Origin of the sequence: Exiguobacterium sp. s189 (genome assembly GCF_018617615.1) — a bacterium.
GTDB classification, from domain to species: domain Bacteria; phylum Bacillota; class Bacilli; order Exiguobacteriales; family Exiguobacteriaceae; genus Exiguobacterium; species Exiguobacterium aestuarii_A.
In genome coordinates this window covers 17,232-40,003 of the sequence record NZ_JACSKM010000006.1, presented here as the reverse complement: position 1 = coordinate 40,003, position 22,772 = coordinate 17,232, and the positions used below count along the sequence as shown (strand labels likewise).

Genomic DNA, 22,772 nt, shown 5'->3' with positions numbered 1-22,772 from the left:
TCTAACTATAACAAAAAGAGAGGGATTCAGAACAATCCGAACCCTCCCTTCATCAAATCTCAATTATTTTCACTCAATGCCTTCACTTGTTCCCGCACACTCTTCACACAGTCCGGCATCCCGATTCCGTCATAGGCGATTCCCGCCAGAATGACTCCAGGATATACCCGGCTCATCTCGGCACGGAGCGCTTTGACGCGGTCCGCATGAAAGACGGCATATGGCGGCAGTCCGTCACGAAGTCGACTGACGACTGTCTGAATCGGATTACGGTGAATTTGCATGAGACCTCGAAGATCATGTAGCGCTGTCTCGATAATTTCTTCATCGGACGCTTCCACGATATCATCTGCCCCCGGACGACCTAAAAAGACGCGGAGGACGTGATATCCTTCCGGCACGGCATGTGGCCATTTTTGGTCGATGAACGTACAAGCCGTTATCGTCACGTCTGCTTCCTGACTCGTCACAAATCCTGTCCCAACGAATGGGAGCTCGATATCGTCTTCTTTAAAGACAAGTGAGCAAGTCGCTGTCGCATGTGGTTTCATATCCGCCAAGAAGTCACTGTCGACTTTCGGGAGGAACTGACGAATGAGGCGTGGTGGGACCGTCAATACGAGATGATCCGTGTCGATATCTCCACGATTCGTAAATAACCGATACCCATCCTCACGCTCGGACACTTGCTCGACGGAACAGTTCAATACGACCTCCGTCCGTTCTAATCGTTCAGCCAGACGATCCGTAAGTGATTTGAGTCCTCGTTTTAATGAGGCAAACTGTCCTACTTTTTTCGCCCCGACTTCCGCGACCCGTTGTTCGGGACGTAGATGACGCATCCCTTCATACAAGTTCCCGTATTTCTTTTCTCCCTCGATGAACTGTGGGAATGTCGACATCGCACTCATCTGATCGATGTCCCCGGCGTAGATACCAGAGAGCAACGGTTCGATCAAGCGGTCGACAATCGGGTCTCCGACACGTTCACGAAGGTAAAGACCAAGTGAGACGTCCGAATCTGGCGCTTCTACATCAGGTGGTGTCAGTAACATCTGTTTCAAGTTTTCGTGCTCTTCTGCCGAGAGCAACGTCGTCTCACGAAACGCGTTGACATCAAGCGGAATTCCCATCACTGTCTGCTTTGGAATTGGATGGAGTCCATCATGATGGAGAACGTAAGCCTGTCCGACGCCGTTTCGAACGAGTTCGTCACCCAAACCGACATCTTCAATCAATTCTGTCATGGCTGTCTTTCGAAAAACGTACGAATCTGGTCCGCGTTCAACCGCAAACTCGCCCGTCTCATACGTGTCAATCTTTCCACCGAGACGGTCTGTCGCCTCGAGCAATGTGATTGATACGTCTTCCGGCAAATAACGCTCCGCATAAAAAGCGGCGGTGAGACCTGTAATCCCACCACCGACAATCGTAAAATTACGCATGATGCACGATCACGCTTTCCATTCGATCCGCGATGGCTTCGATGAAGCTTCGCTCTGCATTTGGCATAGCTGGACGTGCGTAGTGGACACCGAGGCGGTCACAGACGACTTTACACTCGACATCGTTGTCGAACAGTACTTCGAGATGGTCTGCGACAAAGCCAACCGGCGTGTAGACGAACGCTTCGTAGCCATGTTTTTCATAAAGTTCAGCCGTCAAATCTTGCACGTCCGGTCCAATCCATGGATCCGGTGTGTTTCCTTCTGACTGCCAACCGACCTCAACGTTTGGTACACCTGTCGCCTGAGCAATCTTATCTGCCGTCTCCTTCAATTGATCTGGATACGGGTCGCCCCCAGCCAAGATCTTTTCAGGAAGACTATGTGCTGATACGATGAGACATGCTTTTTCAGCCGGTACAGGCAAGTTCGCGAACGTCTCTTTGATCGCCTCTGCCCACCAATTGATAAATTTCGGCTCGTCATACCATGAGTCGACTGAACGGATGTCGATGCCATACTTCGCTGCTTCTTCATGGGCACGACCGTTATATGACTTGACGCTATATGACGAGTAATGAGGTGCCAAGACGACCGATACCGCTTCTTTGATGCCGTCGTTCGCCATTTGCGCGACCGCATCTTCTACGAACGGTTCGATATGCTTCAATCCGATATACAGTTTGAACTCGATTTCACCTACATGGCGCTCATTCAAGATGTCACGAAGCGTCTCCGCTTGATCAATCGTGATTTTTGCGAGCGGAGATACGCCGCCAATCGCTTCATAGCGTTCCGTCAAATCTTGGAGCGCTTCCGGCGATGGTTTACGTCCGTACCGAATGTGCGTGTAGTAGCGTTCGATATCTTCCGGCTTGTACGGTGTCCCGTACGCCATGACAAGTAGTCCGACTGTTTTCATGATTCATTGCCTCCCATTTTTTCGCGTGAGTAATCGTGAATGAATGCCGTCAATTTGACGAGTACGGCCGGATCGACTTCCGGGAACACCCCATGTCCCAAGTTGAAGACGTATCCTGGCTGCTTCATTCCTTCATCCAAAATTTCTTTTACCTTCTCTTCGATGACCGGCCACGGTGCCAGTAAGAACGACGGGTCCAAGTTTCCTTGTACAGCCTTTGTGATCCCGCGGTCGCGCGCTTCTTGTACCGATAGACGCCAATCGAGTCCGACCACATCAAGTGGAAGGTCGTGCCATTCTTCGATTTGATGGCTCGCTCCGACTCCATGCATGATGAGCGGGATGTCAAGAGAACGTAATTCTTTGAAAATTCGCTCCGTCGTCGGCTTGATGTAACGCGCGTAGTCTTTACGACTGAGCGTTCCGACCCATGAATCAAACAATTGGAACGCCTGAATGCCAGCATCCGCTTGCGCTTTCGCATACGTGATGACCATATCACCGAGTTTTTCCATCAATGCATTCCAGACATCCGGTTCTGCATACATGAGCGCTTTCGTGCGATGGTAGTTCCGTGATGGACCACCTTCGATCATGTAGCTCGCCAATGTGAACGGCGCCCCTGAAAAGCCGATGAGCGGTACTTCTAATCGTTCCCGAAGTAAACGAATCGTGTCGAAGACGTATGAGATATCATCTGGGTTTAACGGCTTTAAGCGTTCCACATCTTCCATCGTTCGATATGGGTTGTCGATGACCGGTCCGATCCCGCTCTTAATCTCGACATCCACCCCCATCGACGGAAGTGGCGTCATGATGTCTTTATATAGAATGGCCGCGTCGACTCCGAGTTGTTTCACCGGAAGTTCCGTGACATATGCACAAAGTTCAGGATCATGCGTGATCTCGAATAGTGACCTCGTCTTTTTAATCTCTCGATATTCCGGTTGATAGCGTCCGGCTTGGCGCATATACCATACAGGTACATAGTCTGTCGCCTCTCCTTTAAACGCTTTTAAAATAGTATCGTTCATACGTCGCGTCATTCCCCTCTAAATTTCTCCTACACTCTTTATTCTCGTGTTTGTGAACTCAAAAACATTATACAGAAATTAATTAGAATTATGCTAATGTGAAGCATTTTCATTGTGTTTTCTTTGTGTCATTTTTTTGTCGGAAATGTTCGGAAAGCCGAATTCAACTGACCGCGAATCAAATCGTCACGCTGCTTCGCCGACAATCGACGCTCGCGCTCTTTAATATCTTGAATTCGCCACCCATCTTCTAGCTTGGTCGCCACTTCGACCAAACGCTCCACGTCATGGAAAGAATATTTACGTGAACCGCCTTTCGTGCGTTCAGGGAAGACGAGACCTTTTTCTTCATAATAGCGGACCTGACGCTCAGAAAGTCCCGTCAACTCAGTCACGACGCCCATCCCGATTACTTTCTTCGATTTATAGTCCATTCGCCCTCGCCCTCCTTAATAAAAAAACTATGTCAGATAATCTGACAAAATGCAATCCATCATCAAATTTTCGTTTTACACTGAAGTCAACTTTTGGAAAGCACCTAAGAAAAAGGAGGGCATGAACATGGAAGACATTCTCTATTATATGGACTCGCTGTATGTACTCATCGCTGCATTGCTCGTATTGACGATGCAATTAGGTTTCGGATTACTCGAGACAGGGACGCTTCGGGCGAAAAACGCCGGTCACGTCGCGGTCAAACAAATTATCAGCCTCTCTGTGGCGGCACTCGCTTTTTGGGCGGTCGGATTCGGCCTCTCATTCGGTGATGGAACGACTTGGTTTGGGACAGAAGGATTCTTCTTAAGCGGATCGTTTACAAGCCTCGACTGGGCGAACGTATCAATCGACATTAAATTCTTATTCCAGTTATCATTCGTTGCGGTATCCCTCGCCATCGCTTGGGGTGGATTTGCGGAACGGGCTAAGCTTTCTGCCTACGTTCTCTTCGGTATCTTCTTCGTTGCCATCCTCTACCCAATCGTTGCACGCTCAGTATGGGCTGGCGGAATGCTTGGATCGATGGGGATGCAAGACTTCGCAGGTTCGGCGGTCGTTCACCTTCAAGGTGGGATGGCGGCTCTCATGGCAACTATCATCTTGAAACCACGTCGCAAGACGGAATCACTCGCTGGTCACAACCACGTGTTGACGGTCGTTGGCGGTCTCGTACTTTGGCTTTGCTGGTTCGGATTCAACGCTGGTTCAACGATGTCGGTCGCTGACGGATTCTTCGGTTACGTGGCGTTGACAACAATGCTCGCAACAGCAGCTGGTGCACTCGGTGCCCTTGCCATCGTCATGATTCACCGTAAAACGGCGGACATCCCGACAATCGTCAACGGTGTTCTCGGAGCACTCGTTGCCATCACAGCAGCTTGTGCGTTCGTAGAGCCATGGGCAGCAGTCGTCATCGGTGCCCTCGCATCAATCGCAACATACGGAACGAGCATCTTGATGGCAAAATATGTGGATGACCCACTCTGCGCCTTCTCTGTACACGGGGTCGCTGGGATCATCGGGACACTCGCACTTGGCTTCTTCGCTTCTCCTCGACTCGTCGAAATTACAGGTATCGGTTCTGCCGGTCTCTTCTACGGCGGCGGATTGACACAACTCGGCGTTCAGACACTCGGCGTATTGATCGCCATGGTCATCGCCGGTGGCGGAAGCTATGCTTTCTTGAAACTCCTTGACGTCACAATCGGACTTCGTGTCACGGAAGAACAAGAAGATGTCGGTCTCGATATCGCAGAGCATGGTGTATCAGCATATGGTGAAGTCGAAGAAACAACAGAGAAACCTGGACGTCTTCCGAAGATTCTCGGTTCGAGCGTATCGGTCATGTCTCCTAAGAAATAACGTCAATCACGCGAGAAGGACATCCAGAATCGGATGTCCTTCTTTTTTCATGTCAACCGTCTTAAATAGTAACGAATGACCACAATGGATAAAACCAGACCGACTGCCGCGTCCCATGTCGCACCAAATCCAACCGAGCCGAGCACGAGCACGATGGATTGCACGATGAGTAACCGCATCGCCCACCACGAATACCCTTCGATCCGCTCTTGACGGGTGATTGGTAGCCAGGACACGATGGAAATCGCCTCTAACCGTTTAAACAATGGAACGAGCTGTAACGCTGTCAACCCTACAAATAGTGGTGTGACGAATCCTACATACCAACCGTCTGACATCCACATGACGATGAGCGCCACCGCCGTCAATCGAAGAATCAGGTCGAGGGAGTCGTTCGAACGAATAATTCGAAGACCGTACACGTAACGGGACGCATCAACGCGTTGGAGCACTCGTTTTTCGAGCAGCTTTGTCAGAAGTCGTCGTTCCCGCACTTCTTCTTTCAAGGTAGGCAAGTCGACGAACCAGCTGATGACTCGTTCAAACTGAGCCCGACTCTTCTCCTCAAGCGCCAACCAGTGTAAGAGTGGGATTCGTTCGTTTCGTTTTACATGTAAGAAAATGAACGGCATGAACGCGGGCACCCACGCCCACGCTGTCCAATCCATTAGAAGACATGCGCCGCTCACGAGCGCGAACGGGACGATGAGCCATTCGCGTACCCCTTCCACTTTTGCCAATCGACCTGCAGCCGACAGTAACGTCATCGTGACAATGAACGAGTATACCTCAATTCCCGTATAGCTCTCCGTCCGCACGAGAAGCGGCAATAAAATGAGTAAGACGAGAAGTGCTCGGATTGTCGCAAAGCCGATATTGAACAAGCGCACACCAATCATATAGGAACGAATCATCCCTAGTTCCGGGAGGAGGAACACTTGGTCCGCCTCTTGGATAAACGTTCTCGGACGATGACCGAGCGGGATGAGAACGAGCACCACCGCGGCAATCCATGCCCCCGGGAACGTCCCATCAATACGTTCTAAAAAGTTGTTGTAGACGAATGCCCCGTAAATCAAAGTGAAGTAGAGCGTGAACAAGAGTCCGCCGTTTGCGACGTAGCGACTATATTTGACGACCTCTTCCATCCAGTTGCCGAGTCTTGAAGTAAATCGATTCATGACGACCGTTCCTCCGACGCAATCGCCTCTACATAAATGTCATCGAGTGTCGCGTCAGGTGACAATTGATACTTGTCTCGCAACTGTGCGGCCGTCCCGTTCGCAATGACGACACCTTGATGAAGGAAGACGAAACGGTCGCAATGCCGCTCCGCTGTCTCAAGAATATGGGTCGACATCAAAATCGCACTGTCTTGCTTATATTCATCGAACAATTGGAGTAACTGTCGAATCGCCAACGGATCGAGACCGACAAACGGCTCATCGACGATGAGGAGCGGTGTCTTCGTCACGAGGGCGCATAAAATCATGGCCTTTTGCCTCATGCCTTTTGAGAAAACGGAAGGGAACCATGTGAGCTGTTTTTCCATTCGCATCTCTTTTGCTAAGCGTTTCGTCCGTTCGGTCAACTCTTCAGAACTTACGTCATATGCTTTTCCCATCAACTCAATATGTTCTTGTAAAGTCAACGTCTCGTATAAAATCGGTGTCTCCGGTATGTAACTCACTTTCTTACGATACCTTTTTTCTGAAGACTCTACTGTTTCTCCATCAATTTCGATTTTTCCGGATAAGGGTGACAAGAGACCCAAAATGTGTTTGATTGTCGTCGATTTACCAGCTCCATTTAGCCCTATCAAACCAACGAGCTCTCCTTTTTTCACTTCAAACGAAACGTCGTGCAAAACCTGTTTTCCAATATATCCGCCGTTCAATCGATTGACGTGCAGCATGAAAACCACACCTTTCATTTTCAACTTTTTTTCGTGGTATATGTTTTAAATGTTGTCACATGGGAATATTCTGAACTGTAAGGCATTTTAAAATAAAACATCAATACTCCCATTGTTCCACAAAATCGTTGAAAAGAACAATGGGCAAACAGAGGAAGGAGAAATGAATGATGGGGTTTATTCTTTATTTGATTATCGGAGGTATCATCGGTTGGTTGGCAGGATTAATTTTAGGTAAGGACGTACCAGGTGGAATCATCGGTAACATCATCGCAGGGATCATCGGTGCTTGGTTGGGTGGACTCATCTTCGGTGATTTCGGACCAATCGTAGCGGATATCGCGATTATCCCAGCTCTTATCGGTGCGATTATCCTTATCTTGATCGTATCGTTCGTCATGAAATCAATGCGTAAAAAATAATTATTTATGTACAGGAGGGGCTTCCGTAATGGAGTGTCCCTCTTTTTTCATTGAATCAATAAATACATCGCGTCATTCTTTTCAATAAACTGCTTCTCCGTTTCAAGACCAAAGAACGTGAAGAATGATTCGAAGAAGGATTGACCGTAATTCCACTCTGTTCCGAGTTGGTGCTCCGTCTTTTCTTTCGGTTCGCCGAGTAACGCAACCAAGTCGTCTGGTCGTTTATCAAGATCGATTAAAACTGACTGCACGTCTCCCTTTTCAAACACGATGGTCAAACGTTCATAATCCCATTTCCCATCACGGTTCTCATCTGGCTCTCCTAACGTTTCCTGAACCTTTCCTTCCGATTGTCCAATCAACGAATCAATCGTCTCTAACGGCTGACCAGTTTGCGCCTCCACTTCAATCTCAATGAGCTCTGCCCGCTTCAAATCGAACTGTCCCGCAATCGCTTCGTTCGATTCCGGCATGAGTGAATACTCGATCGATTCAGGAGATGTTAATTGAATCGTCTCTGTTTCAGACACTGTCTCACCATTTGCAACAGCGACCGCCTTCACATCGTAGCGACCTGGCATTTTTTCAATCGTGAGTAAGCCGTCTGCCTCGTCAATCCGCCCCACACGTTGACCGTCAATCCATATATTTGTCAATGGTACGTCTGAGGTGAAATCGATTCGTTGCGGAAGTAACTCAATCCGATAATCAGAAAAACCAAAGCGCCCTTCACCTGTATCAATCAATCGGAATAGGCCTTCCGCTTCCATTCCTTTCGTCCGATTCGCACGGTCTTGTGCGACTTCTGCTATCGCATCGCCGCGAATCGATTTTTCATCGTTCAACCAGCGCATAAATCGGAGTGCTTCTGCTCGCGATAACGCTTCTCCTTGATATTCCACCTTCTCTTCAAAGAAAGTACGATCTTCTTCTAATAAGGCTTCTTTAAATGCGACATGAATTTTATCTTGCTCTGCCGCAGGTTTATATCCATATATATAGAAGACAATGGCTCCAACTAGAACGGTCAAAATGGATAGTAGCAAAAGAACTTTCGGATTTCGTTTTTTCTGTTTACTTCTTGTATACGACATATATTCGCCTCCTTTCCTGGCCTTATCTTTATTATAGAAGGATTTACTCCCCTTTCCTATCGTTCTTGCGCCCGAACTTCCATGTTATGATGGAACAGAAACGACCATTTAGAATGGAGGAATGAAGATGCACACAGATTCGAACTGTATCTTTTGTAAAATCGCTCAACAAGAAATCCCATCCTATCGTGTATATGAGGACGAGGCGGTTGTCGCTTTCCTCGACCTCTCTCAAGTAACAAAAGGCCACACCCTCGTCATCCCCAAACATCATGCAAAAAACGTTTATGAGTTGCCAGAAGATGTCGCCGGGGATGTCTTCAAACGTGTCCCGACCATTGCGAAAGCGATTCAACGCGAAACGGGCGCAATCGGAATGAACGTCTTATCGAATGCCGAAGAAATTGCCGGACAAACGGTCTATCACTTTCACATTCACTTGATTCCACGCTTCGGACACGAAGACGGATTCGGAGCAAAATGGATTACACAAAACGATGCCTTCACATCTGAAGAACTCACAACCCTCGCATCGAATATCCAAGCACACGTATAAGACAAACTAGGACCCGTCAATCGATGACGGGTCCCTTTTTATGATTGATTGATTGAATCAAGGTGACGTTTCCGTTCTTCTTCTAATTGCGCTCGCTCGACCTGAAGTTTGATTGCCACTTCATATAACTGTTGACGCGTTTTGACAGATGTCGCTTGTTCAAATTCTTTTCGTAATTCGGTTAGACGGGTATCTATTTCAAGCATACGTTTTTTTCGTATCGATTCTTCGCGTGCCTGTTCTGTTTGTTTCGACGCTTCATACCCCGCCTCTAGTGTGTTCATAATGGAGTCGGCCCAAGTGTCATCTCCCAGTCGTTTCGCAGCGAGATACAGGTCAAGCATGTCATCTACCCAACGCTTCGCTTTCTCCACTGAGGATCACCTTCCTTTACCTGTATTTTAAAATAAAATGATTTTTCGGTCAAAATTGAATGTTCTGAAAAATTTTATTTGCGATATAGGTTTTTAATCACTCTTTTTTGGTAAAATAATATGAAAAGAATGTAATTCGGATTATCCGAGCTTGAGGAGGGGAATGTTTTGTCGAGTCGCCAACGTCGAGATTGGATTGCTTTCGGCTTTGTTTTAGCATTTTTAGGAGTCGCCACGTTTAAAAAGCTGGCGCGAGGTACCGCAAATGATGCTGCTGCTCAACAACATCGAGCATCCACAATCACTACGCTAAAAGAACAATTTGGGAATGTGGCGAAACATGCATCGCAAGTTGCCGCTGCAGGGAAACTGCAAGGAAAAGAATTGACTGATCAAGTGAAAGCCGAAGTCGAACGCTATCAACAAGACATTCAGCCTTCAGTCGAGCGAATTCAAGGGAACCTTCAGGAACTCTCGAACGTACAGTCTGCTATGACTGACAACACTGTCAATCAAACACAATGAGTGTTTGAGATCATCGTCCGTCGATTACTTTTGATTTTTTATCCGGAAAGGATGGATCGAAATGGAACACGAAAAAGAATTCACTGGCCCTGAGGCCATGCTCTATAGCCACAAAATTATTCAATTGAGTAAGGCTTTGTGGAAAACCGTCGAAAAAGATTGGCAAAACTGGATTAAACCATTTGATTTAAACATCAATGAGCACCATATCTTATGGATTGCCCACGCGTTAGGCGGCGCATCGATCTCTGAAATTGCAAAATATGGCGTCATGCACGTCTCGACCGCTTTCAACTTCTCGAAGAAGTTAGAAGATCGTGGATTACTTACGTTTTCGAAAAAAGAGACGGACAAGCGAAATACGTATGTTCAATTGACACCTGAAGGAGAATCGTTGTTGCTTGAAACGATTCACGCGTTTGATCCAGAAGGAAACGGCGTATTCCGCGCCTCACTTCCACTCCAAGAACTTTATGGCAAGTTCCCTGACTTAACAGACATGACGGCCATCGTGCGTCGTTTATATGGGGACAACTTCATGGATATCTTTGCTGAAACATCAAAAATGATCACAGAAGAGGCAGGCAGACGTCCTGATGAGGGTGAACTCAGTCAAGAAGCCTAACCTGCCGATAGAGTGGCTCTGTGACGTCTAACTCGATTCCTTGGCGGACGCATGCCCCAAGAATCGTTTTCACGTCGAGCCTTGAATCTAACATACCCACAAAATGGACGAGCAACGGCTCTATGGACGTAAAACCATAGCGCATTTGCTCGTTTTGTCGTGCCCGAATATCCTCGAGCAACTGATAAAACGCCTCTACGTCCTGCTTCGTCAAATTCGCTCGAATCACTTCATATTCAAACGGACGGTCCGTCCAATCAACAATCTCGAGTAAGATCTTCATTTGATATGATAAATGCTCGACCTTCTCTTCTAGTGACACTACCCTCACCCCATCATTTCACATTCTATTACATCATTATACGACAGGATTGTGTGCTATGATACTGTACAGACAAGAGAACAGCTGTCATGATTAGGAAAATGTGATATAGTCGGACTTAGAAACTTTAAAGAATTATTAGGGGTGGAATACATGTCAAACGGAATGACTAACGAACCAAAAAAGCAAGATAAAAAATTCTCAACCGGTGCTCTCGTCGGTGCATCTGCACTCGCACTCATCATCGGAGCTGGCGGTACGTATGCTGCGACAAACGCTGGTGGCGAATCAGACGATTCAGCAGTCGTCACATATAAAGGCGGCGAAATCACACGCGGTGAAATCGCAGACATGAGTTACGACCGCATGGTCCCACAACTCGCATTCCAAGAGACGATGAATGCACTTCTTGAAAAAGAATATGGTGACCAAGTCGAGCAAGAAAAGGTAGATGAAGAGTTCAGCAAGACAGAAGAACAATTCAACTCAAAAGAAGAATTCGAGCAAGCGATTCAACAAGCCGGCATGAGCGGCACGGAAGAGTTCAAAGAAGCGCTTCGCGGACAAATGCTTGTCGACGCAGCTAAATCTGAACTTGTCGACGTGACGGACGAAGATATCGAAGCACAGTTCGCTAAAGAAAATGCGGAAGTGGAAGCTAGCCACATCCTCGTCGATACAGAAGAAGAAGCACAAGACATCATCAAACAGTTGAATGACGGTGCGGACTTCGCAGAACTCGCGAAAGAAAAATCAACAGATACAGGTTCTGGTGAAAAAGGTGGAGAGCTTGGTTTCTTCTCTACAGGTCAGATGGTACCTGAATTCGAAGAATATGCTTTCAAAGAAGATGTCATCGGAAAAATCTCTGAGCCAATCCAAACACAATATGGATTCCATGTCATCAAAGTGACAGACCGTAAAGAGAAGGACTTGAAGCTCGAGGACGAGAAAGACCGCATTCGTGAAGAGTTGGCAACAGAAAAATCTGCTTCTGTCGATGCAAACAAAATTTACGCGGAGTTGATTGAAAAATACAACGTTGACGTAAAAGATGCAAAAGCAGAGCAACAATTTGACGCTGTCAAAGAAGCAATCAAAAACGCAGACGAGTCTTCTGAAGAGTCGACTGAACAATAAGACAAAAATGGCACTCCTTACTGGAGCGCCATTTTTTTATGGACATGTTACAACATTGGACGATAGAAGGCACGGTTATCGAGTGCCATGACACGCTCCGTAAACGTACCCGGCTCGACGCCTTCATACGCTTTCTCGAACATGTTCATCCGTGCATCGATATTGTCGATGAAAAACAGCATCTCCGCTTCAGGGAGTTGTGGCGTATTCGCCGACCCCCATTCCGGTTTCCCATGATGGCTTAAGACGAGATGTTGCAACAACGTCGTCACTTCTCGGTCCGTCCCGAGCTCACGTGACACGACTTCTACTTCAGATGCCATGAGTGAGAGATGGCCGAGCAACTTGCCTTCAAGCGTGTATTCTGGTGTGATTGCATCCGACAACTCGATGACTTTCGCCAAGTCGTGCAAAATCACACCTGCAATCAACAGGTCTCGGTTCAACGATGGATAAAGGTCACACATCGTGTCCGCAAGCTTCAGCATCGACATGACGTGGAATGCGAGTCCGGAATAGACCGCGTGATGATGTCGCACAGCAGCTGGATACGTGAAGTATGCCTCTTCGTGACGATTGACGACTTCTTCAACGAGACGACGAATGTCATCGTGTTTCAAAGACGCGATGAACCCACGGATGGTCGTTTCAAGTTCTGACTTCGGAATCGGCGCCGACCGAACGTACGGGGCGATATCTACTTCTTGCTCGATGATTGAAATTTGCTTCAACTTCAATTGCGTCCGTCCACGATAGTCCATCACTTCACCCGCCGCATGGACGATTTTTTTCGTCGCATACTTTTCGGTATCCGAACTATCCCATAATTTCGTTTCGATTTCGCCACTCTCGTCGCAAAGGATTAATGTTAAATAAGGCTTTCCGTTCCCGGCAAGTCCCTTATACGATTGTTTGATCATGACATATTGGTCTAGCGTGTCGCCCACTTTGAGCTGACCGATTTTTGTCGTCAATGAAAGCACCTCTCTCTTGTTCAGTACCTTCATCTTATCGAAACTTTGCGACAGATGCCAACATTCTTGACAATTTGGGAATACTACTACTATAGCGAATTGGAGGAATTGACGATGGAATGGGATTGGTACACGCGCCCCGAGGATTATGTGGAAGTAGATTCTCGATATGCACTGGCCTATACGTATTGGCTCGAGCAGTTGACGACCGCAAGCGTCACAAAAATCGTGGTCGAGGATGGTTATATGTACGGATCACTCACACTCGACTACGAGCAGTTAGAACGTGAACCTCAGAAAATCGGGCATTATTTTATCGGTCCTGATTTTTTATGGACGATTGGATTTGACGATTTGCATCACGAATCGGTCCTTGCGAAAGACTGCAACTCACCGATTGAAGCGTTCTATGAGTTGCTTGCCGAACGGATGAACAATTACTTTCACGGAATCGATGAATTCGAAGAACGACTTCTCGTGGCACAGCGAGAAATGGCAGGACAAGTCCCTGCCACGTTTATGAATGAAATCTTTGGTCTTCGGAGTGAAATCGAACGTTGGTCCGACACCGTCACTCCCTATAAAGAACTCGTCATGGCAGGACGTGAGGCCTTTCTCGATATCGATCTGCAAACATTGAGACCTTACCAACTCGCAGATTATCGAGTCAGTCGACTATTGACGCTCATCAATCATTATCAAGGTGACGTCATCGCGATGACCGACCTCGCCTCGACACTTTCTAACTTTCGGGGAAATGAAATCATGAAGGCACTCACCGTCTTCACAGCACTTACGACCCCTGTCGTCGCGTTCGGTGCCGTATGGGGAATGAACTTTAAAGCAATGCCTGAACTGGATTGGCCGTTTGGTTACGCGTTCGCCTGGTTAATGATTCTATTCTTCACTCTTATCATTCAAGTATGGTTGAAACGGAAGAATTGGATTGGCTCATTGTTACAATTCCCGAATCAAACCACTCCATCAAAGAATAAAGTGAAACAAAAATCTAAAAAAACGAACAAAAGTTCGTTATAATAAAGAAAAGAGATTTGCACAGGAAAGGTGATGTTATGGAACGACTCATCATTCATGTGGACATGGATGCCTTTTATGCCTCCGTCGAACAACGGGATCGTCCAAATTTACGTGGAAAACCTGTCATCGTCGGTGGACCACCTCACAGTCGTGGAGTCGTTGCCACTTGTTCATATGAAGCGAGAAAGTACGGCGTACACAGCGCGATGTCATCACGTCGCGCTTTTGCCTTGTGTCCACACGCCACGTTTGTCAAACCACGATTCCAAGCCTATCGACAAGTCAGCGCGCAGGTCATGGACATCTTTAAGTCGGTCACCCCTCTCGTCGAACCGTTATCCCTTGACGAAGCCTATTTAGACGTGACCGAAAATACGCTATTGAGTACATCGGGTCCGTATATCGCTCGCTATATTCTAGGAGAGATTAAACGCCGTACCGGTCTCACAGCATCCGCTGGCGTCGCGCCTTCAAAGTTTGTCGCAAAAATCGCGTCCGGTTTTGAGAAGCCGAACGGCCTTACCGTCGTCTCACCTGAGAAAGTCGCTGATTTTCTCTCTCCCCTCTCTATCGAAGCGATGCACGGTGTCGGGAAAGTGACCGCCCAAACGCTTAACAAAAGTGGCTATCATACAATCGGTGACCTTCAACAAGCTCGTCCCGAACAACTGAAGGCCATCTTTGGACATGATCGCGGGCAACAACTGTATGAACTAGCACATGGACGAGACACGCGTCCTGTCATCGCCACGCGCGAGCGTAAGTCAATCGGGTCGGAAACGACGTTTGCGTTTGATATCGACGACCCCGAAGAAGTATTTGAACGAGTCATTCCCGAAATGGAGGACGTGTTGCGTCAGCTCGATCGCCGCGAACTAAGTTGCCAAACCGTCACGATCAAATTAAAGACGAGCGAGTTTCAAGCCAGAAGTCATCAAATCAAATTGAATCATCCGACGCATGACCATGATGAGATTCGACGACTGGCAAGACGCCTCTTCGATGAGATGAATGTCACCGAGCCCGTTCGCTTGATTGGACTGACCGTATCTGACTTGATTCCTCGAACTGAATCCACACGGCAACTGACATTTGACGAACTGACGAAACCTTCTCTTGAAGAATGAATGACCATTCATTAAAATAGAGAAAAAGGGGGTCGTGTGAATGGAGACATACACGGTGACAGGATTCGAGAATGATGGCACGCTCGTGTTGAACGAAATGTTCGAAGCAAGCGATGATCAATCGGCCAAACAGCAAGGACTCGACATGCTTCGAGCAGCAGGGCATGAACATAAAGGCGCGCGCATCGTTCGCCGGGGACAACTCATCTATTTCGAACGTTGCAAATTACCGGGGAAATTAAAAGGGACGGCATCCTGAGACAAGGCAGACCGACATAAACGGTCTGCCTTTCTCTATTCAACACAACGTTAGAATGGAAAGAGAAACAGAATCATCAAGATTCCGACGATTCCGGTGAGCAGTTGCAATGGCACACCGACTTTGACGAAATCCATGAATCGATAGTTTCCTATACTAAACACCATCGCGTTCGTCGGAGAACCGAACGGGGTCATGAAAGCAAGGGAGGCTGAAATGGCGACAGCGATGACGAACGGGACTGGACTGACCGCCATGGATTCCGACAGAGCGATGGCTAGCGGAATGAACAAAATAGCGGTCGCGGTGTTCGAGATAATTTGACTGAGGACCATCGTCGCAAGAAATAAAACGACGAGGACCCAGGCTGGCCCAAAGCCCGCGAACGACTGCCCAATCCAGTCGACAAGCCACGCCATGATTCCCGCCTTCTCAAGCGCCGTTCCTACTGGGATCATCGCGGCAATCAAGACGAGTGAAGACCATTGAATCGATTGATACGCAATGTCTAGGTGGCGCACGGCTCCGCTCATCACCATCGCAAGTGCCGCCAGCCAAACCGCAACGGTCGGGTCGACCCATTCAAACACGAACAACGTCATCATCATAACCATGATTACACCTGCCGCAAGTTGATGATGACTCGACACCGTTCGATTCGCTACATCCGTCACCCGCTCGTTCGAGAGGAGTAGTCGTGCCTCTTGTTCAACTCGCTCTAAATCTTCCCATTTCCCTTGTACCATCAACAAGTCCCCTTGTTTTAGCGGCGTATCTTTCAGGCGTACTTGTGCAATTTCTTCTTGTGGGCGGATGACACGCAAGACGTTCACATGAAATTCATTCCGTAACTGGCTCTCATGAAGACACCTCCCTACAAGTTGACTCGACCCTGGAATCGTGAACATGACGATGCCACCGGTCTTGTCATAGACGTTTGTTGCCTCAACCTGCTGAAACGGGATTTGTTGTTGTTCCGAGAGAGAACGGACTCGCTGCTCATCCCCACTGACGAGGATTGACCCGGCACGCAATACGGTGTCAGCGCGAGCAGTTTCGTAATGCCGCCCTATTCCTTTCACTCGTTCCTTTAATACGATGATACCGTCACGCGACCATTTCAATTCACTTAGTCGTTTGCCAATCAACGGATGTACCTCGTCAATCGACAGGACATACACGTTCGGGTTGATCGTCTCGATTGCACCGCCTCCATCCCATTCCCTTGAACGATCATCATCGAGCAAGCGATTTCCGACGAGACGAAAATAGATCAAGCCGACAATCATCACGACCGCACCGATTGGGAACAAAGAAAAGAAGCCGATCGGCACATCAATCAGACCTCTTAGCGATTCAGCTGCGACAAGGTTCGGCGGTGTTCCAATCAATGTCATTGTCCCTCCGATGCTCGAGAAGAAAGCAAGCGGCATCAGATACGCCTTTGCGGATCGTTTGATTTGTCGTGACATCGCCATGACGACAGGAATGAGCAATGCGACCGTCCCTGTGTTCGACATGACGCTTGAAAGTAAGGCGACGGTCAACATGAACAAATAAAAGAGTCGTGTCTCACTTCCGTTCGCGTACGGAATGAGTGCAGATGCCAATCGTTCCGCTAAACCGGAATGAAACAACCCTGCTCCAACGATGAATAGTCCAGCAATCATCAAGACGACTGAATTTGAGAATCCCGCCATCGCCTCACCCGGCGTCAATTGATTGGTTAGGACGAGACTTAAAAGACCGATCAATGCGACCAAGTCTGCTCGGAGCCAACCTGTTATGAAAAAGAGAATCATTCCGAATAGAATGAGCACGGTCCACATGCCAGTTCACCCTTTCCCCATCATTCTACTTTCATTATAAACCCTCTATGAAAACGCTTACCTTTATTGTTGTGACAATCTCATCAACAAAAAAACGGATGGCTCGATCGCCATCCGCTTCTCACATCTTATTGAACTTCGTTTTCATTCACCATCGGCGCGTAAAGCTCCTCAAGTGGTTTCATGATGATTTTCGTTACTTCTGTAACGAGCTGGTGCATGCGTTGCTCTTCTTGCATGAGCTCCATGATCAATTCGTTCTGTTGAACGCTCATCATTTTCGTTTGCGCATCCATCATTTCCTGCTCAGAGATTTCCTCTCCTTGCATTTGCTTTTGTTGAAGCGTCATTTGGATGTTACGGAAGTCAGCGAACAACTGGTTCGCTTCCGCATCCGCATTGACACGATCGTATAAAGAAGAGAGTGTTGTGAACTCTTCAGAATCGCGAAGTGCTTTCTCCAATTGGTAAGCTTGGTCGTACAAGTTTGTTTGTGACATGTAACGTCCTCCTAAATGCTATTTGGGTCTAGCTCATCATAAGATGGCAATTAACCCTTGAATCAACCCAATCATACCACCTAACAGCGCTCCAAGCCATGTTATTGCCCGGAACTCTCGTTTCGAGATTGATAAAACAATCTCTTCGAGGTACGAGGTGTCGAGCGACTGGACTTGTTGCTGTACGATTTGATCGATTTTTAAGCGGTCCATGATCGTCTCCATTTGATTCGTGAAGCGCTCAATGACAAGGTTGACCCCTTGAGGCACGAGTTCATCGACGACACGAGATTCGATGGACTCGGTATACGACGAGACCGGTCGATCCAACAATTGTCCGATTGGCAAACGCGTGACGACTTGTTCGGTGATGCCATCGATGAGTCGAGCTTCTAAAGGTTCATCCATCAACGTATCGACCGTCTTTTCACTGAATCGTTCGAACTCACGTGTAATCATCGTCGTCATGCCGTCACGAGTCGACTGACCTCGTAAAATATTGACGATTTCTGGACGAACCATCTCAACAAAATTCATATTTTGAATAAATCCTGCGATAAACCCAAGTCGACGTTGAACGAACGAATCGACCATATGACGAAGTTGCGCCTCACCTTCAGGAGAATAAAAATACTCTTCCGATTTGACGAGAAGTGCGTCAACAATTTCAGGAATGACTGCTCGTACGCGGTCCATTCCTTCTTCTCCAAGCAATTCAAACAACTTCCGTTCTTTCACGTCGGCCATGACGCTCGTTAGCTCGTCACGTAACTTTTCATCCGCCGACATAAGGATGCGTGCCTCTGCATTCGGATAGAGAGGTTCTACGAGTTCTCGAACAGTTTTATCCGAGCGTAGCATCGCCTGAACTTCTTGTTGCGCAAAGTGCGTAATATGCGTCGTCACTTGGTCATCTAGTAATCGTTTTCGCATGCCTTCCGGCGTCAATAAGTGTTTGACAACCGTTTTTCCTAAGCTTGATGCCAATTCATCCCGACGTTTCGGAATGAGACCTGGTGTAAAAGGAATCCGGAATGAACCGATATATTTCGGTTCATGTGGCCGGAACAACATCTTGATGGCGAGAAAGTTCGTCACGCCACCAATCGTTGCCCCAATCACAATCATGAGTAAAATCTTTAATAACCCGTCCAAACTGCAAGCCTCCGATCTGAAATATGATACATTGTTGATGAGGTGATAGTATTGAATACGTTTGATCGTATTAAATCGATTTTTCCGACTGCTGTCCATCGGTCGGAAGATGCATCTGGTGACCTTGACTGGTTCGAGACGCAAGATGGTACCATATTTGGGCTCCCAACATTCGAATTGACCGAACGTGAACAACAATTGCTCCGCATGTGGGCGACACCGTTCCTTCAGTCCGACCCACATCAGCGAAAATGGCAAGAACGCCTTCAAGATGAGACGTACCGTCTTGAACAATCGTTTCGGCTCATCTCGCTTTCGCTCCAAGAAGCAGAAGAGGAAGCGTTCGAATCATTCATCAGCATTATCCACGACTTCATGCCACATGCTGAAATCGTGTTGGTCACAACCAAACATATCGAACTTATCGAACGAGACACGTTTGTCGACCTTCAGGAGTTCGAGGACGTCTTGCGTGCCATCGCGAGCGATTGCTTCATTGAAGCACACGCTGTCTATAGCGAACGTTCTCAAGGTCCTCTCGCCCGTGTGTATCGTCAACATCAACTGCTCATGCCATACGCTCGTCTATCTACTAAAACTTACCCTGCTAGTCAATTATTATACCATTATTTACTACAAGAGCAGGACTTAAAAGAGCGGAACCATATTACGGCCTCACTCATGGAGATGCTTGATCTATCGACGATTGACCTGCTTGAGGCGTTGTTCAGTCATTCATTGAATGTCTCCCATACGGCCAAAGCACTCTTCATGCATCGAAACACGCTGAATTATCGACTTGATCGTCTGTTCGAGACGACGGGTTATGATGCACGGAAGTTCTATGACGCGAGTCTCCTTCAACTAATGGTCACGTTGCACAAATCCGATTGACGGTTTTTGTGCAACTTGTCTATATTCAATGCAAGCGGTTTCATCATATAATCATTCTTGTAAGCGCTATTATAAACACACAGATTCTTTAGGAGGCTAACGACATGGCAGAAATTCGTTTAGAACATATTGATAAAATTTACGATGGTGGCGTCAAAGCCGTCAGCGATTTCAACTTACACATTAAAGACCGTGAGTTCATCGTCTTCGTCGGACCGTCTGGTTGCGGTAAATCGACGACACTTCGTATGATCGCAGGTCTTGAAGAGATTTCAAACGGTGACTTTATCATTGATGGGAAACGAATGAACGACGTCGCTCCTAAAGACCGTGATATCGCCATGGTCTTCCAAAACTACGCACTCTATCCACATATGAGTGTTTTTGACAACATGGCGTTCGGCTTGAAGCTCCGTAAGTTCCCGAAAGACGAGATTGACCGTCGCGTAAAAGACGCTGCTCGTATTCTCGGGTTGGAAGAGTATCTCGAGCGTAAACCAAAAGCACTCTCAGGTGGACAACGTCAGCGTGTTGCCATCGGTCGTGCCATCGTCCGTGACGCAAAAGTCTTCTTGATGGATGAGCCGCTCTCAAACTTGGATGCAAAACTTCGTGTACAAATGCGTAAAGAGATTATCCAACTCCACAACCGTTTGGACACAACGACAATCTACGTTACCCACGACCAAACAGAAGCGATGACACTTGCAACGCGCATCGTCATCTTGAAAGATGGTCTTATCCAACAAGTCGGTTCGCCGAAAGAAGTATACGACAACCCAGACAACATCTTCGTCGCTGGTTTCATCGGTTCACCTTCGATGAACTTCTTCCGTGGTACACTCGCTGAAGGCAAATTCATCACGAACGGTGAAGAAGTCAACGTTCCAGAAGGTAAAATGAAGACGCTTCGTGACCGTGGCTATGTCGGAAAAGAACTCGTCCTCGGAATTCGTCCAGAATCGATCCATGATGAGCCAATCTACATCGACTCACCAACGACACACACGTTCAAAGCGCACATCGACGTTGCTGAGCTCATGGGATCAGAGTCTTACCTCTACGCAGAGCTTGGTGGACACCAGTTCACAGCACGTGTCGACGGCCGCTCGAACATCCATATGGGTGACGATGTCGAACTCGCACTCGATATGACAAAAGCACACTTCTTCGACGGAGAGACAGAACAAGTCATCCGTTAAGCCATACAAAAAGCCTCGATTCGTCTGAATCGAGGCTTTTTCTTATCGAATCGCGTAACGCTGTTCGAGTTTGTGTTGACCGGCTTGAATCAAGGTCGATAAGATCCAATAAATCGAAGCCGAGAACAAGAGTAACGGCATGACCAAATACGTCGTTGCGGCAATTTGGTCAGACACATACGTTAACTCCTGAACCGCGATGACCGAACCGAGTGACGTCGACTTGATGATGTCGATGACCGAGTTCGAGACAGGCGGGATGGCGCGAGAGAGCGCCTGTGGGAAAATAATGTCTTTAAATCGCTTCATTTTCGGGATGCCTAGTGCGACACTCGCCTCTACCTGTCCTTTGTCGACAGAGTTGATGGCTGCCCGGAATGCTTCCGAGATATAGGCCGCAAAGTGGAATCCTAATCCGAAGATGAGCGCCTGCATCCCACTGAGTTGCACGAACCCAGTGAGACCGACATACAAAATCAATAATTGAAGTAAGAGCGGTGTTCCACGGAAGAACGAAATATACGTCCGTGTGAACAACCGTACAATTTTAATCGGGCTACTATGAAGTAACGCGATGATCAGACCGAGCGCCAAGGCGAGAAGAATCGACAGGACACTGGCGATCAACGTGAGCTGGACGGCTTCAAGATAGACCGAGCGGTTATCTATGACGGTCGTGATCAGTTCATTCATTGACTGATGTCCTCACCGAAGTACTTCTCACCGATTTCCTGCATCGTACCGTCTTCTTTCATTTCCGCAAGTGCATCGTTCAACTTCTCAAGAACGTCGCTATCTTGACGTGTCATGAATCCAGCTTCACTCGTGTTGAAGATGTCACCGACTGCTTTCACGTCATAGCCTGTTTTTTCAAGCTCTGTCAAGATGAAGAGACGGTCGTTCAATGCTGCATCAAGACGACCGACTTCGAGGTCTTGAAGCACTTGGTTCGCCCCTTTGTAGTATTTCACTTCAGCGCCAGCTTCTTCAGCCATTTGCGCATAGACTGAACCTTGTGTCGATCCGACTAATTTGCCGTCGAGGTCGTCTACGCCTTGGATGTCGTTGTTGTCCGAACTAACGATGACTTGAGCACCTGATACTGCATATGGGTCAGAGAACGCATACTTCTCTTCACGCTCAGGTGTGATGCTCATTTGGTTGGCAATCATGTCGATGCGTTCTGCATCGAGTGCAGGAACGAGTCCTTTGAAGTCCATTGCCTCATACTCTACTTTATAACCGGCACGTTCTGCCGCTTCGTTCAAGACGTCGATATCATATCCCATCAATTCGCCTTTATCTTTGTATGTGAACGGTGGGTATGTCGCCTCTGTCCCGACAGTGATGACTGCTTCGTCCGATCCACTGTCTGTCTCGTTACCGCAAGCTGCGAGAAGCCCGACTGAAGCTCCGATTGCGAGTACGCTTGTTAATGTCTTTTTCATGATGATTCCGCCTTTCCTATAATCCTTATATGATTACACGGTTTTGAACAATAACCTCATCATACTGGCGCGATGTCTTCATGTCAAACAAAAAACATCACCCTATCGC

General features: G+C 47.6%; 26 protein-coding genes. 11 read left to right on the top strand and 15 right to left on the bottom strand.

Features of this window, described 5'->3' with window-relative positions; genetic code table 11:
* Window positions 1–59: 59 nt before the first annotated feature.
* The 4 genes from hemG to KNO99_RS08995 form a co-directional block, all read right to left on the bottom strand.
* On the bottom strand, window positions 60–1,445 hold the full coding sequence (hemG, locus tag KNO99_RS09010) for a protoporphyrinogen oxidase (RefSeq protein ID WP_214747612.1): 1,386 nt from the start codon (window positions 1,443–1,445) through the stop codon (window positions 60–62).
* Window positions 1,438–2,367, bottom strand: coding sequence for a ferrochelatase (gene hemH, locus KNO99_RS09005; protein ID WP_214696193.1), 930 nt, complete (start codon window positions 2,365–2,367; stop codon window positions 1,438–1,440). The genes hemG and hemH overlap by 8 nt, the downstream gene beginning before the upstream one ends.
* Entirely contained in the window at window positions 2,364–3,413 is a 1,050-nt protein-coding gene (hemE, locus tag KNO99_RS09000) for a uroporphyrinogen decarboxylase (RefSeq protein WP_074032631.1), read from the bottom strand. Before hemE ends, hemH begins: the two co-directional genes overlap by 4 nt.
* Before the next feature lie 116 nt (window positions 3,414–3,529).
* Window positions 3,530–3,835, bottom strand: a complete 306-nt coding sequence (locus KNO99_RS08995) for a MerR family transcriptional regulator (protein WP_074032630.1) — start codon at window positions 3,833–3,835, stop codon at window positions 3,530–3,532.
* Between the two features lie 121 nt (window positions 3,836–3,956).
* Between KNO99_RS08995 and KNO99_RS08990 the strand changes: the two genes are divergently transcribed.
* On the top strand, window positions 3,957–5,261 hold the full coding sequence (locus KNO99_RS08990; RefSeq protein WP_251131009.1) for an ammonium transporter: 1,305 nt from the start codon (window positions 3,957–3,959) through the stop codon (window positions 5,259–5,261).
* Between the two features lie 47 nt (window positions 5,262–5,308).
* Here the strand turns inward: KNO99_RS08990 and KNO99_RS08985 are convergent, their stop codons facing one another.
* Window positions 5,309–6,442 (bottom strand): ABC transporter permease, encoded by a 1,134-nt coding sequence (locus tag KNO99_RS08985; protein ID WP_214747605.1) that lies wholly within the window; start codon window positions 6,440–6,442, stop codon window positions 5,309–5,311.
* Entirely contained in the window at window positions 6,439–7,176 is a 738-nt protein-coding gene (locus KNO99_RS08980) for an ABC transporter ATP-binding protein (protein ID WP_214747603.1), read from the bottom strand. Before KNO99_RS08980 ends, KNO99_RS08985 begins: the two co-directional genes overlap by 4 nt.
* A gap of 170 nt (window positions 7,177–7,346) precedes the next feature.
* Here KNO99_RS08980 and KNO99_RS08975 point away from each other — a divergent pair, with 170 nt between their 5' ends.
* On the top strand, window positions 7,347–7,598 hold the full coding sequence (locus tag KNO99_RS08975; RefSeq protein WP_031421191.1) for a GlsB/YeaQ/YmgE family stress response membrane protein: 252 nt from the start codon (window positions 7,347–7,349) through the stop codon (window positions 7,596–7,598).
* Between the two features lie 47 nt (window positions 7,599–7,645).
* Here the strand turns inward: KNO99_RS08975 and KNO99_RS08970 are convergent, their stop codons facing one another.
* A complete protein-coding gene (locus KNO99_RS08970) occupies window positions 7,646–8,695 on the bottom strand; it encodes a hypothetical protein (protein ID WP_214747600.1) in 1,050 nt (349 codons plus the stop codon).
* 127 nt (window positions 8,696–8,822) lie between these two features.
* Between KNO99_RS08970 and KNO99_RS08965 the strand changes: the two genes are divergently transcribed.
* On the top strand, window positions 8,823–9,251 hold the full coding sequence (locus tag KNO99_RS08965; RefSeq protein ID WP_214747597.1) for an HIT family protein: 429 nt from the start codon (window positions 8,823–8,825) through the stop codon (window positions 9,249–9,251).
* A gap of 38 nt (window positions 9,252–9,289) precedes the next feature.
* On the opposite strand, the gene KNO99_RS08960 is transcribed toward KNO99_RS08965, so the two are convergent.
* Window positions 9,290–9,625: a hypothetical protein gene (locus KNO99_RS08960; RefSeq protein ID WP_214747594.1), complete on the bottom strand. Its 336-nt coding sequence runs from the start codon at window positions 9,623–9,625 to the stop codon at window positions 9,290–9,292.
* Between the two features lie 168 nt (window positions 9,626–9,793).
* On the opposite strand from KNO99_RS08960, the gene KNO99_RS08955 reads away from it, so the two are divergent.
* Both KNO99_RS08955 and KNO99_RS08950 read left to right on the top strand, forming a co-directional pair.
* Window positions 9,794–10,150, top strand: a complete 357-nt coding sequence (locus KNO99_RS08955) for a hypothetical protein (RefSeq protein WP_074032623.1) — start codon at window positions 9,794–9,796, stop codon at window positions 10,148–10,150.
* Between the two features lie 61 nt (window positions 10,151–10,211).
* Window positions 10,212–10,775, top strand: a complete 564-nt coding sequence (locus KNO99_RS08950) for an HTH-type transcriptional regulator Hpr (RefSeq protein WP_214747591.1) — start codon at window positions 10,212–10,214, stop codon at window positions 10,773–10,775.
* Here KNO99_RS08950 and KNO99_RS08945 read toward each other — a convergent pair.
* Window positions 10,759–11,097: a DUF1878 family protein gene (locus KNO99_RS08945; protein WP_224860194.1), complete on the bottom strand. Its 339-nt coding sequence runs from the start codon at window positions 11,095–11,097 to the stop codon at window positions 10,759–10,761. The two genes, KNO99_RS08950 and KNO99_RS08945, sit on opposite strands and share 17 nt — an antisense overlap.
* Window positions 11,098–11,250: 153 nt before the next feature.
* Here KNO99_RS08945 and KNO99_RS08940 point away from each other — a divergent pair, with 153 nt between their 5' ends.
* Complete coding sequence (locus KNO99_RS08940; protein ID WP_214747588.1) at window positions 11,251–12,237, top strand: peptidylprolyl isomerase; 987 nt, start codon at window positions 11,251–11,253, stop codon at window positions 12,235–12,237.
* Window positions 12,238–12,284: 47 nt separating this feature from the next.
* Here KNO99_RS08940 and KNO99_RS08935 read toward each other — a convergent pair whose 3' ends face one another.
* Entirely contained in the window at window positions 12,285–13,244 is a 960-nt protein-coding gene (locus tag KNO99_RS08935) for an HD domain-containing protein (protein WP_214747585.1), read from the bottom strand.
* Between the two features lie 81 nt (window positions 13,245–13,325).
* Here KNO99_RS08935 and KNO99_RS08930 point away from each other — a divergent pair, with 81 nt between their 5' ends.
* From KNO99_RS08930 to KNO99_RS08920, 3 genes are read left to right on the top strand one after another with little or no spacing between them, the layout of a single operon-like run.
* The gene (locus KNO99_RS08930; RefSeq protein ID WP_214747582.1) at window positions 13,326–14,249 is read left to right on the top strand and encodes a magnesium transporter CorA family protein; all 924 of its coding nucleotides are present in this window, start codon (window positions 13,326–13,328) and stop codon (window positions 14,247–14,249) included.
* A gap of 35 nt (window positions 14,250–14,284) precedes the next feature.
* Window positions 14,285–15,376 (top strand): DNA polymerase IV, encoded by a 1,092-nt coding sequence (dinB, locus tag KNO99_RS08925; protein ID WP_214747579.1) that lies wholly within the window; start codon window positions 14,285–14,287, stop codon window positions 15,374–15,376.
* Between the two features lie 40 nt (window positions 15,377–15,416).
* Window positions 15,417–15,635 (top strand): YhzD family protein, encoded by a 219-nt coding sequence (locus tag KNO99_RS08920; RefSeq protein ID WP_074032616.1) that lies wholly within the window; start codon window positions 15,417–15,419, stop codon window positions 15,633–15,635.
* A gap of 50 nt (window positions 15,636–15,685) precedes the next feature.
* Here the strand turns inward: KNO99_RS08920 and KNO99_RS08915 are convergent, their stop codons facing one another.
* From KNO99_RS08915 to KNO99_RS08905, 3 genes are all read right to left on the bottom strand, one after another.
* Window positions 15,686–17,464, bottom strand: coding sequence for an SLC13 family permease (locus tag KNO99_RS08915; protein ID WP_214747576.1), 1,779 nt, complete (start codon window positions 17,462–17,464; stop codon window positions 15,686–15,688).
* Window positions 17,465–17,592: 128 nt separating this feature from the next.
* Entirely contained in the window at window positions 17,593–17,964 is a 372-nt protein-coding gene (locus KNO99_RS08910; RefSeq protein ID WP_074032614.1) for a YlbF family regulator, read from the bottom strand.
* Between the two features lie 36 nt (window positions 17,965–18,000).
* Window positions 18,001–19,119, bottom strand: coding sequence for a DUF445 domain-containing protein (locus tag KNO99_RS08905; protein WP_251131008.1), 1,119 nt, complete (start codon window positions 19,117–19,119; stop codon window positions 18,001–18,003).
* Between the two features lie 42 nt (window positions 19,120–19,161).
* Between KNO99_RS08905 and KNO99_RS08900 the strand changes: the two genes are divergently transcribed.
* Both KNO99_RS08900 and KNO99_RS08895 read left to right on the top strand, forming a co-directional pair.
* On the top strand, window positions 19,162–20,013 hold the full coding sequence (locus tag KNO99_RS08900; protein WP_371743066.1) for a PucR family transcriptional regulator: 852 nt from the start codon (window positions 19,162–19,164) through the stop codon (window positions 20,011–20,013).
* Window positions 20,014–20,117: 104 nt separating this feature from the next.
* Window positions 20,118–21,215, top strand: coding sequence for an ABC transporter ATP-binding protein (locus tag KNO99_RS08895; protein ID WP_214747571.1), 1,098 nt, complete (start codon window positions 20,118–20,120; stop codon window positions 21,213–21,215).
* Between the two features lie 42 nt (window positions 21,216–21,257).
* Here KNO99_RS08895 and KNO99_RS08890 read toward each other — a convergent pair whose 3' ends face one another.
* A complete protein-coding gene (locus KNO99_RS08890; protein WP_015880920.1) occupies window positions 21,258–21,908 on the bottom strand; it encodes an amino acid ABC transporter permease in 651 nt (216 codons plus the stop codon).
* Window positions 21,905–22,663: a transporter substrate-binding domain-containing protein gene (locus KNO99_RS08885; RefSeq protein WP_214747568.1), complete on the bottom strand. Its 759-nt coding sequence runs from the start codon at window positions 22,661–22,663 to the stop codon at window positions 21,905–21,907. Before KNO99_RS08885 ends, KNO99_RS08890 begins: the two co-directional genes overlap by 4 nt.
* Between the last annotated feature and the right edge of the window lie 109 nt (window positions 22,664–22,772).

Bases quoted from the DNA above. Each gene is read 5' to 3' on its own strand.
- hemG (WP_214747612.1), bottom strand. From the start codon at position 1,445: ATGCGTAATTTTACGATTGTCGGTGGTGGGATTACAGGTCTCACCGCC.
- hemH (WP_214696193.1), bottom strand. From the start codon at position 2,367: ATGAAAACAGTCGGACTACTTGTCATGGCGTACGGGACACCGTACAAG.
- hemE (WP_074032631.1), bottom strand. From the start codon at position 3,413: ATGACGCGACGTATGAACGATACTATTTTAAAAGCGTTTAAAGGAGAG.
- KNO99_RS08995 (WP_074032630.1), bottom strand. From the start codon at position 3,835: ATGGACTATAAATCGAAGAAAGTAATCGGGATGGGCGTCGTGACTGAG.
- KNO99_RS08990 (WP_251131009.1), top strand. From the start codon at position 3,957: ATGAACATGGAAGACATTCTCTATTATATGGACTCGCTGTATGTACTC.
- KNO99_RS08985 (WP_214747605.1), bottom strand. From the start codon at position 6,442: ATGAATCGATTTACTTCAAGACTCGGCAACTGGATGGAAGAGGTCGTC.
- KNO99_RS08980 (WP_214747603.1), bottom strand. From the start codon at position 7,176: ATGCTGCACGTCAATCGATTGAACGGCGGATATATTGGAAAACAGGTT.
- KNO99_RS08975 (WP_031421191.1), top strand. From the start codon at position 7,347: ATGGGGTTTATTCTTTATTTGATTATCGGAGGTATCATCGGTTGGTTG.
- KNO99_RS08970 (WP_214747600.1), bottom strand. From the start codon at position 8,695: ATGTCGTATACAAGAAGTAAACAGAAAAAACGAAATCCGAAAGTTCTT.
- KNO99_RS08965 (WP_214747597.1), top strand. From the start codon at position 8,823: ATGCACACAGATTCGAACTGTATCTTTTGTAAAATCGCTCAACAAGAA.
- KNO99_RS08950 (WP_214747591.1), top strand. From the start codon at position 10,212: ATGGAACACGAAAAAGAATTCACTGGCCCTGAGGCCATGCTCTATAGC.
- KNO99_RS08940 (WP_214747588.1), top strand. From the start codon at position 11,251: ATGTCAAACGGAATGACTAACGAACCAAAAAAGCAAGATAAAAAATTC.
- KNO99_RS08935 (WP_214747585.1), bottom strand. From the start codon at position 13,244: ATGAAGGTACTGAACAAGAGAGAGGTGCTTTCATTGACGACAAAAATC.
- KNO99_RS08930 (WP_214747582.1), top strand. From the start codon at position 13,326: ATGGAATGGGATTGGTACACGCGCCCCGAGGATTATGTGGAAGTAGAT.
- dinB (WP_214747579.1), top strand. From the start codon at position 14,285: ATGGAACGACTCATCATTCATGTGGACATGGATGCCTTTTATGCCTCC.
- KNO99_RS08920 (WP_074032616.1), top strand. From the start codon at position 15,417: ATGGAGACATACACGGTGACAGGATTCGAGAATGATGGCACGCTCGTG.
- KNO99_RS08915 (WP_214747576.1), bottom strand. From the start codon at position 17,464: ATGTGGACCGTGCTCATTCTATTCGGAATGATTCTCTTTTTCATAACA.
- KNO99_RS08910 (WP_074032614.1), bottom strand. From the start codon at position 17,964: ATGTCACAAACAAACTTGTACGACCAAGCTTACCAATTGGAGAAAGCA.
- KNO99_RS08895 (WP_214747571.1), top strand. From the start codon at position 20,118: ATGGCAGAAATTCGTTTAGAACATATTGATAAAATTTACGATGGTGGC.
- KNO99_RS08890 (WP_015880920.1), bottom strand. From the start codon at position 21,908: ATGAATGAACTGATCACGACCGTCATAGATAACCGCTCGGTCTATCTT.
- KNO99_RS08885 (WP_214747568.1), bottom strand. From the start codon at position 22,663: ATGAAAAAGACATTAACAAGCGTACTCGCAATCGGAGCTTCAGTCGGG.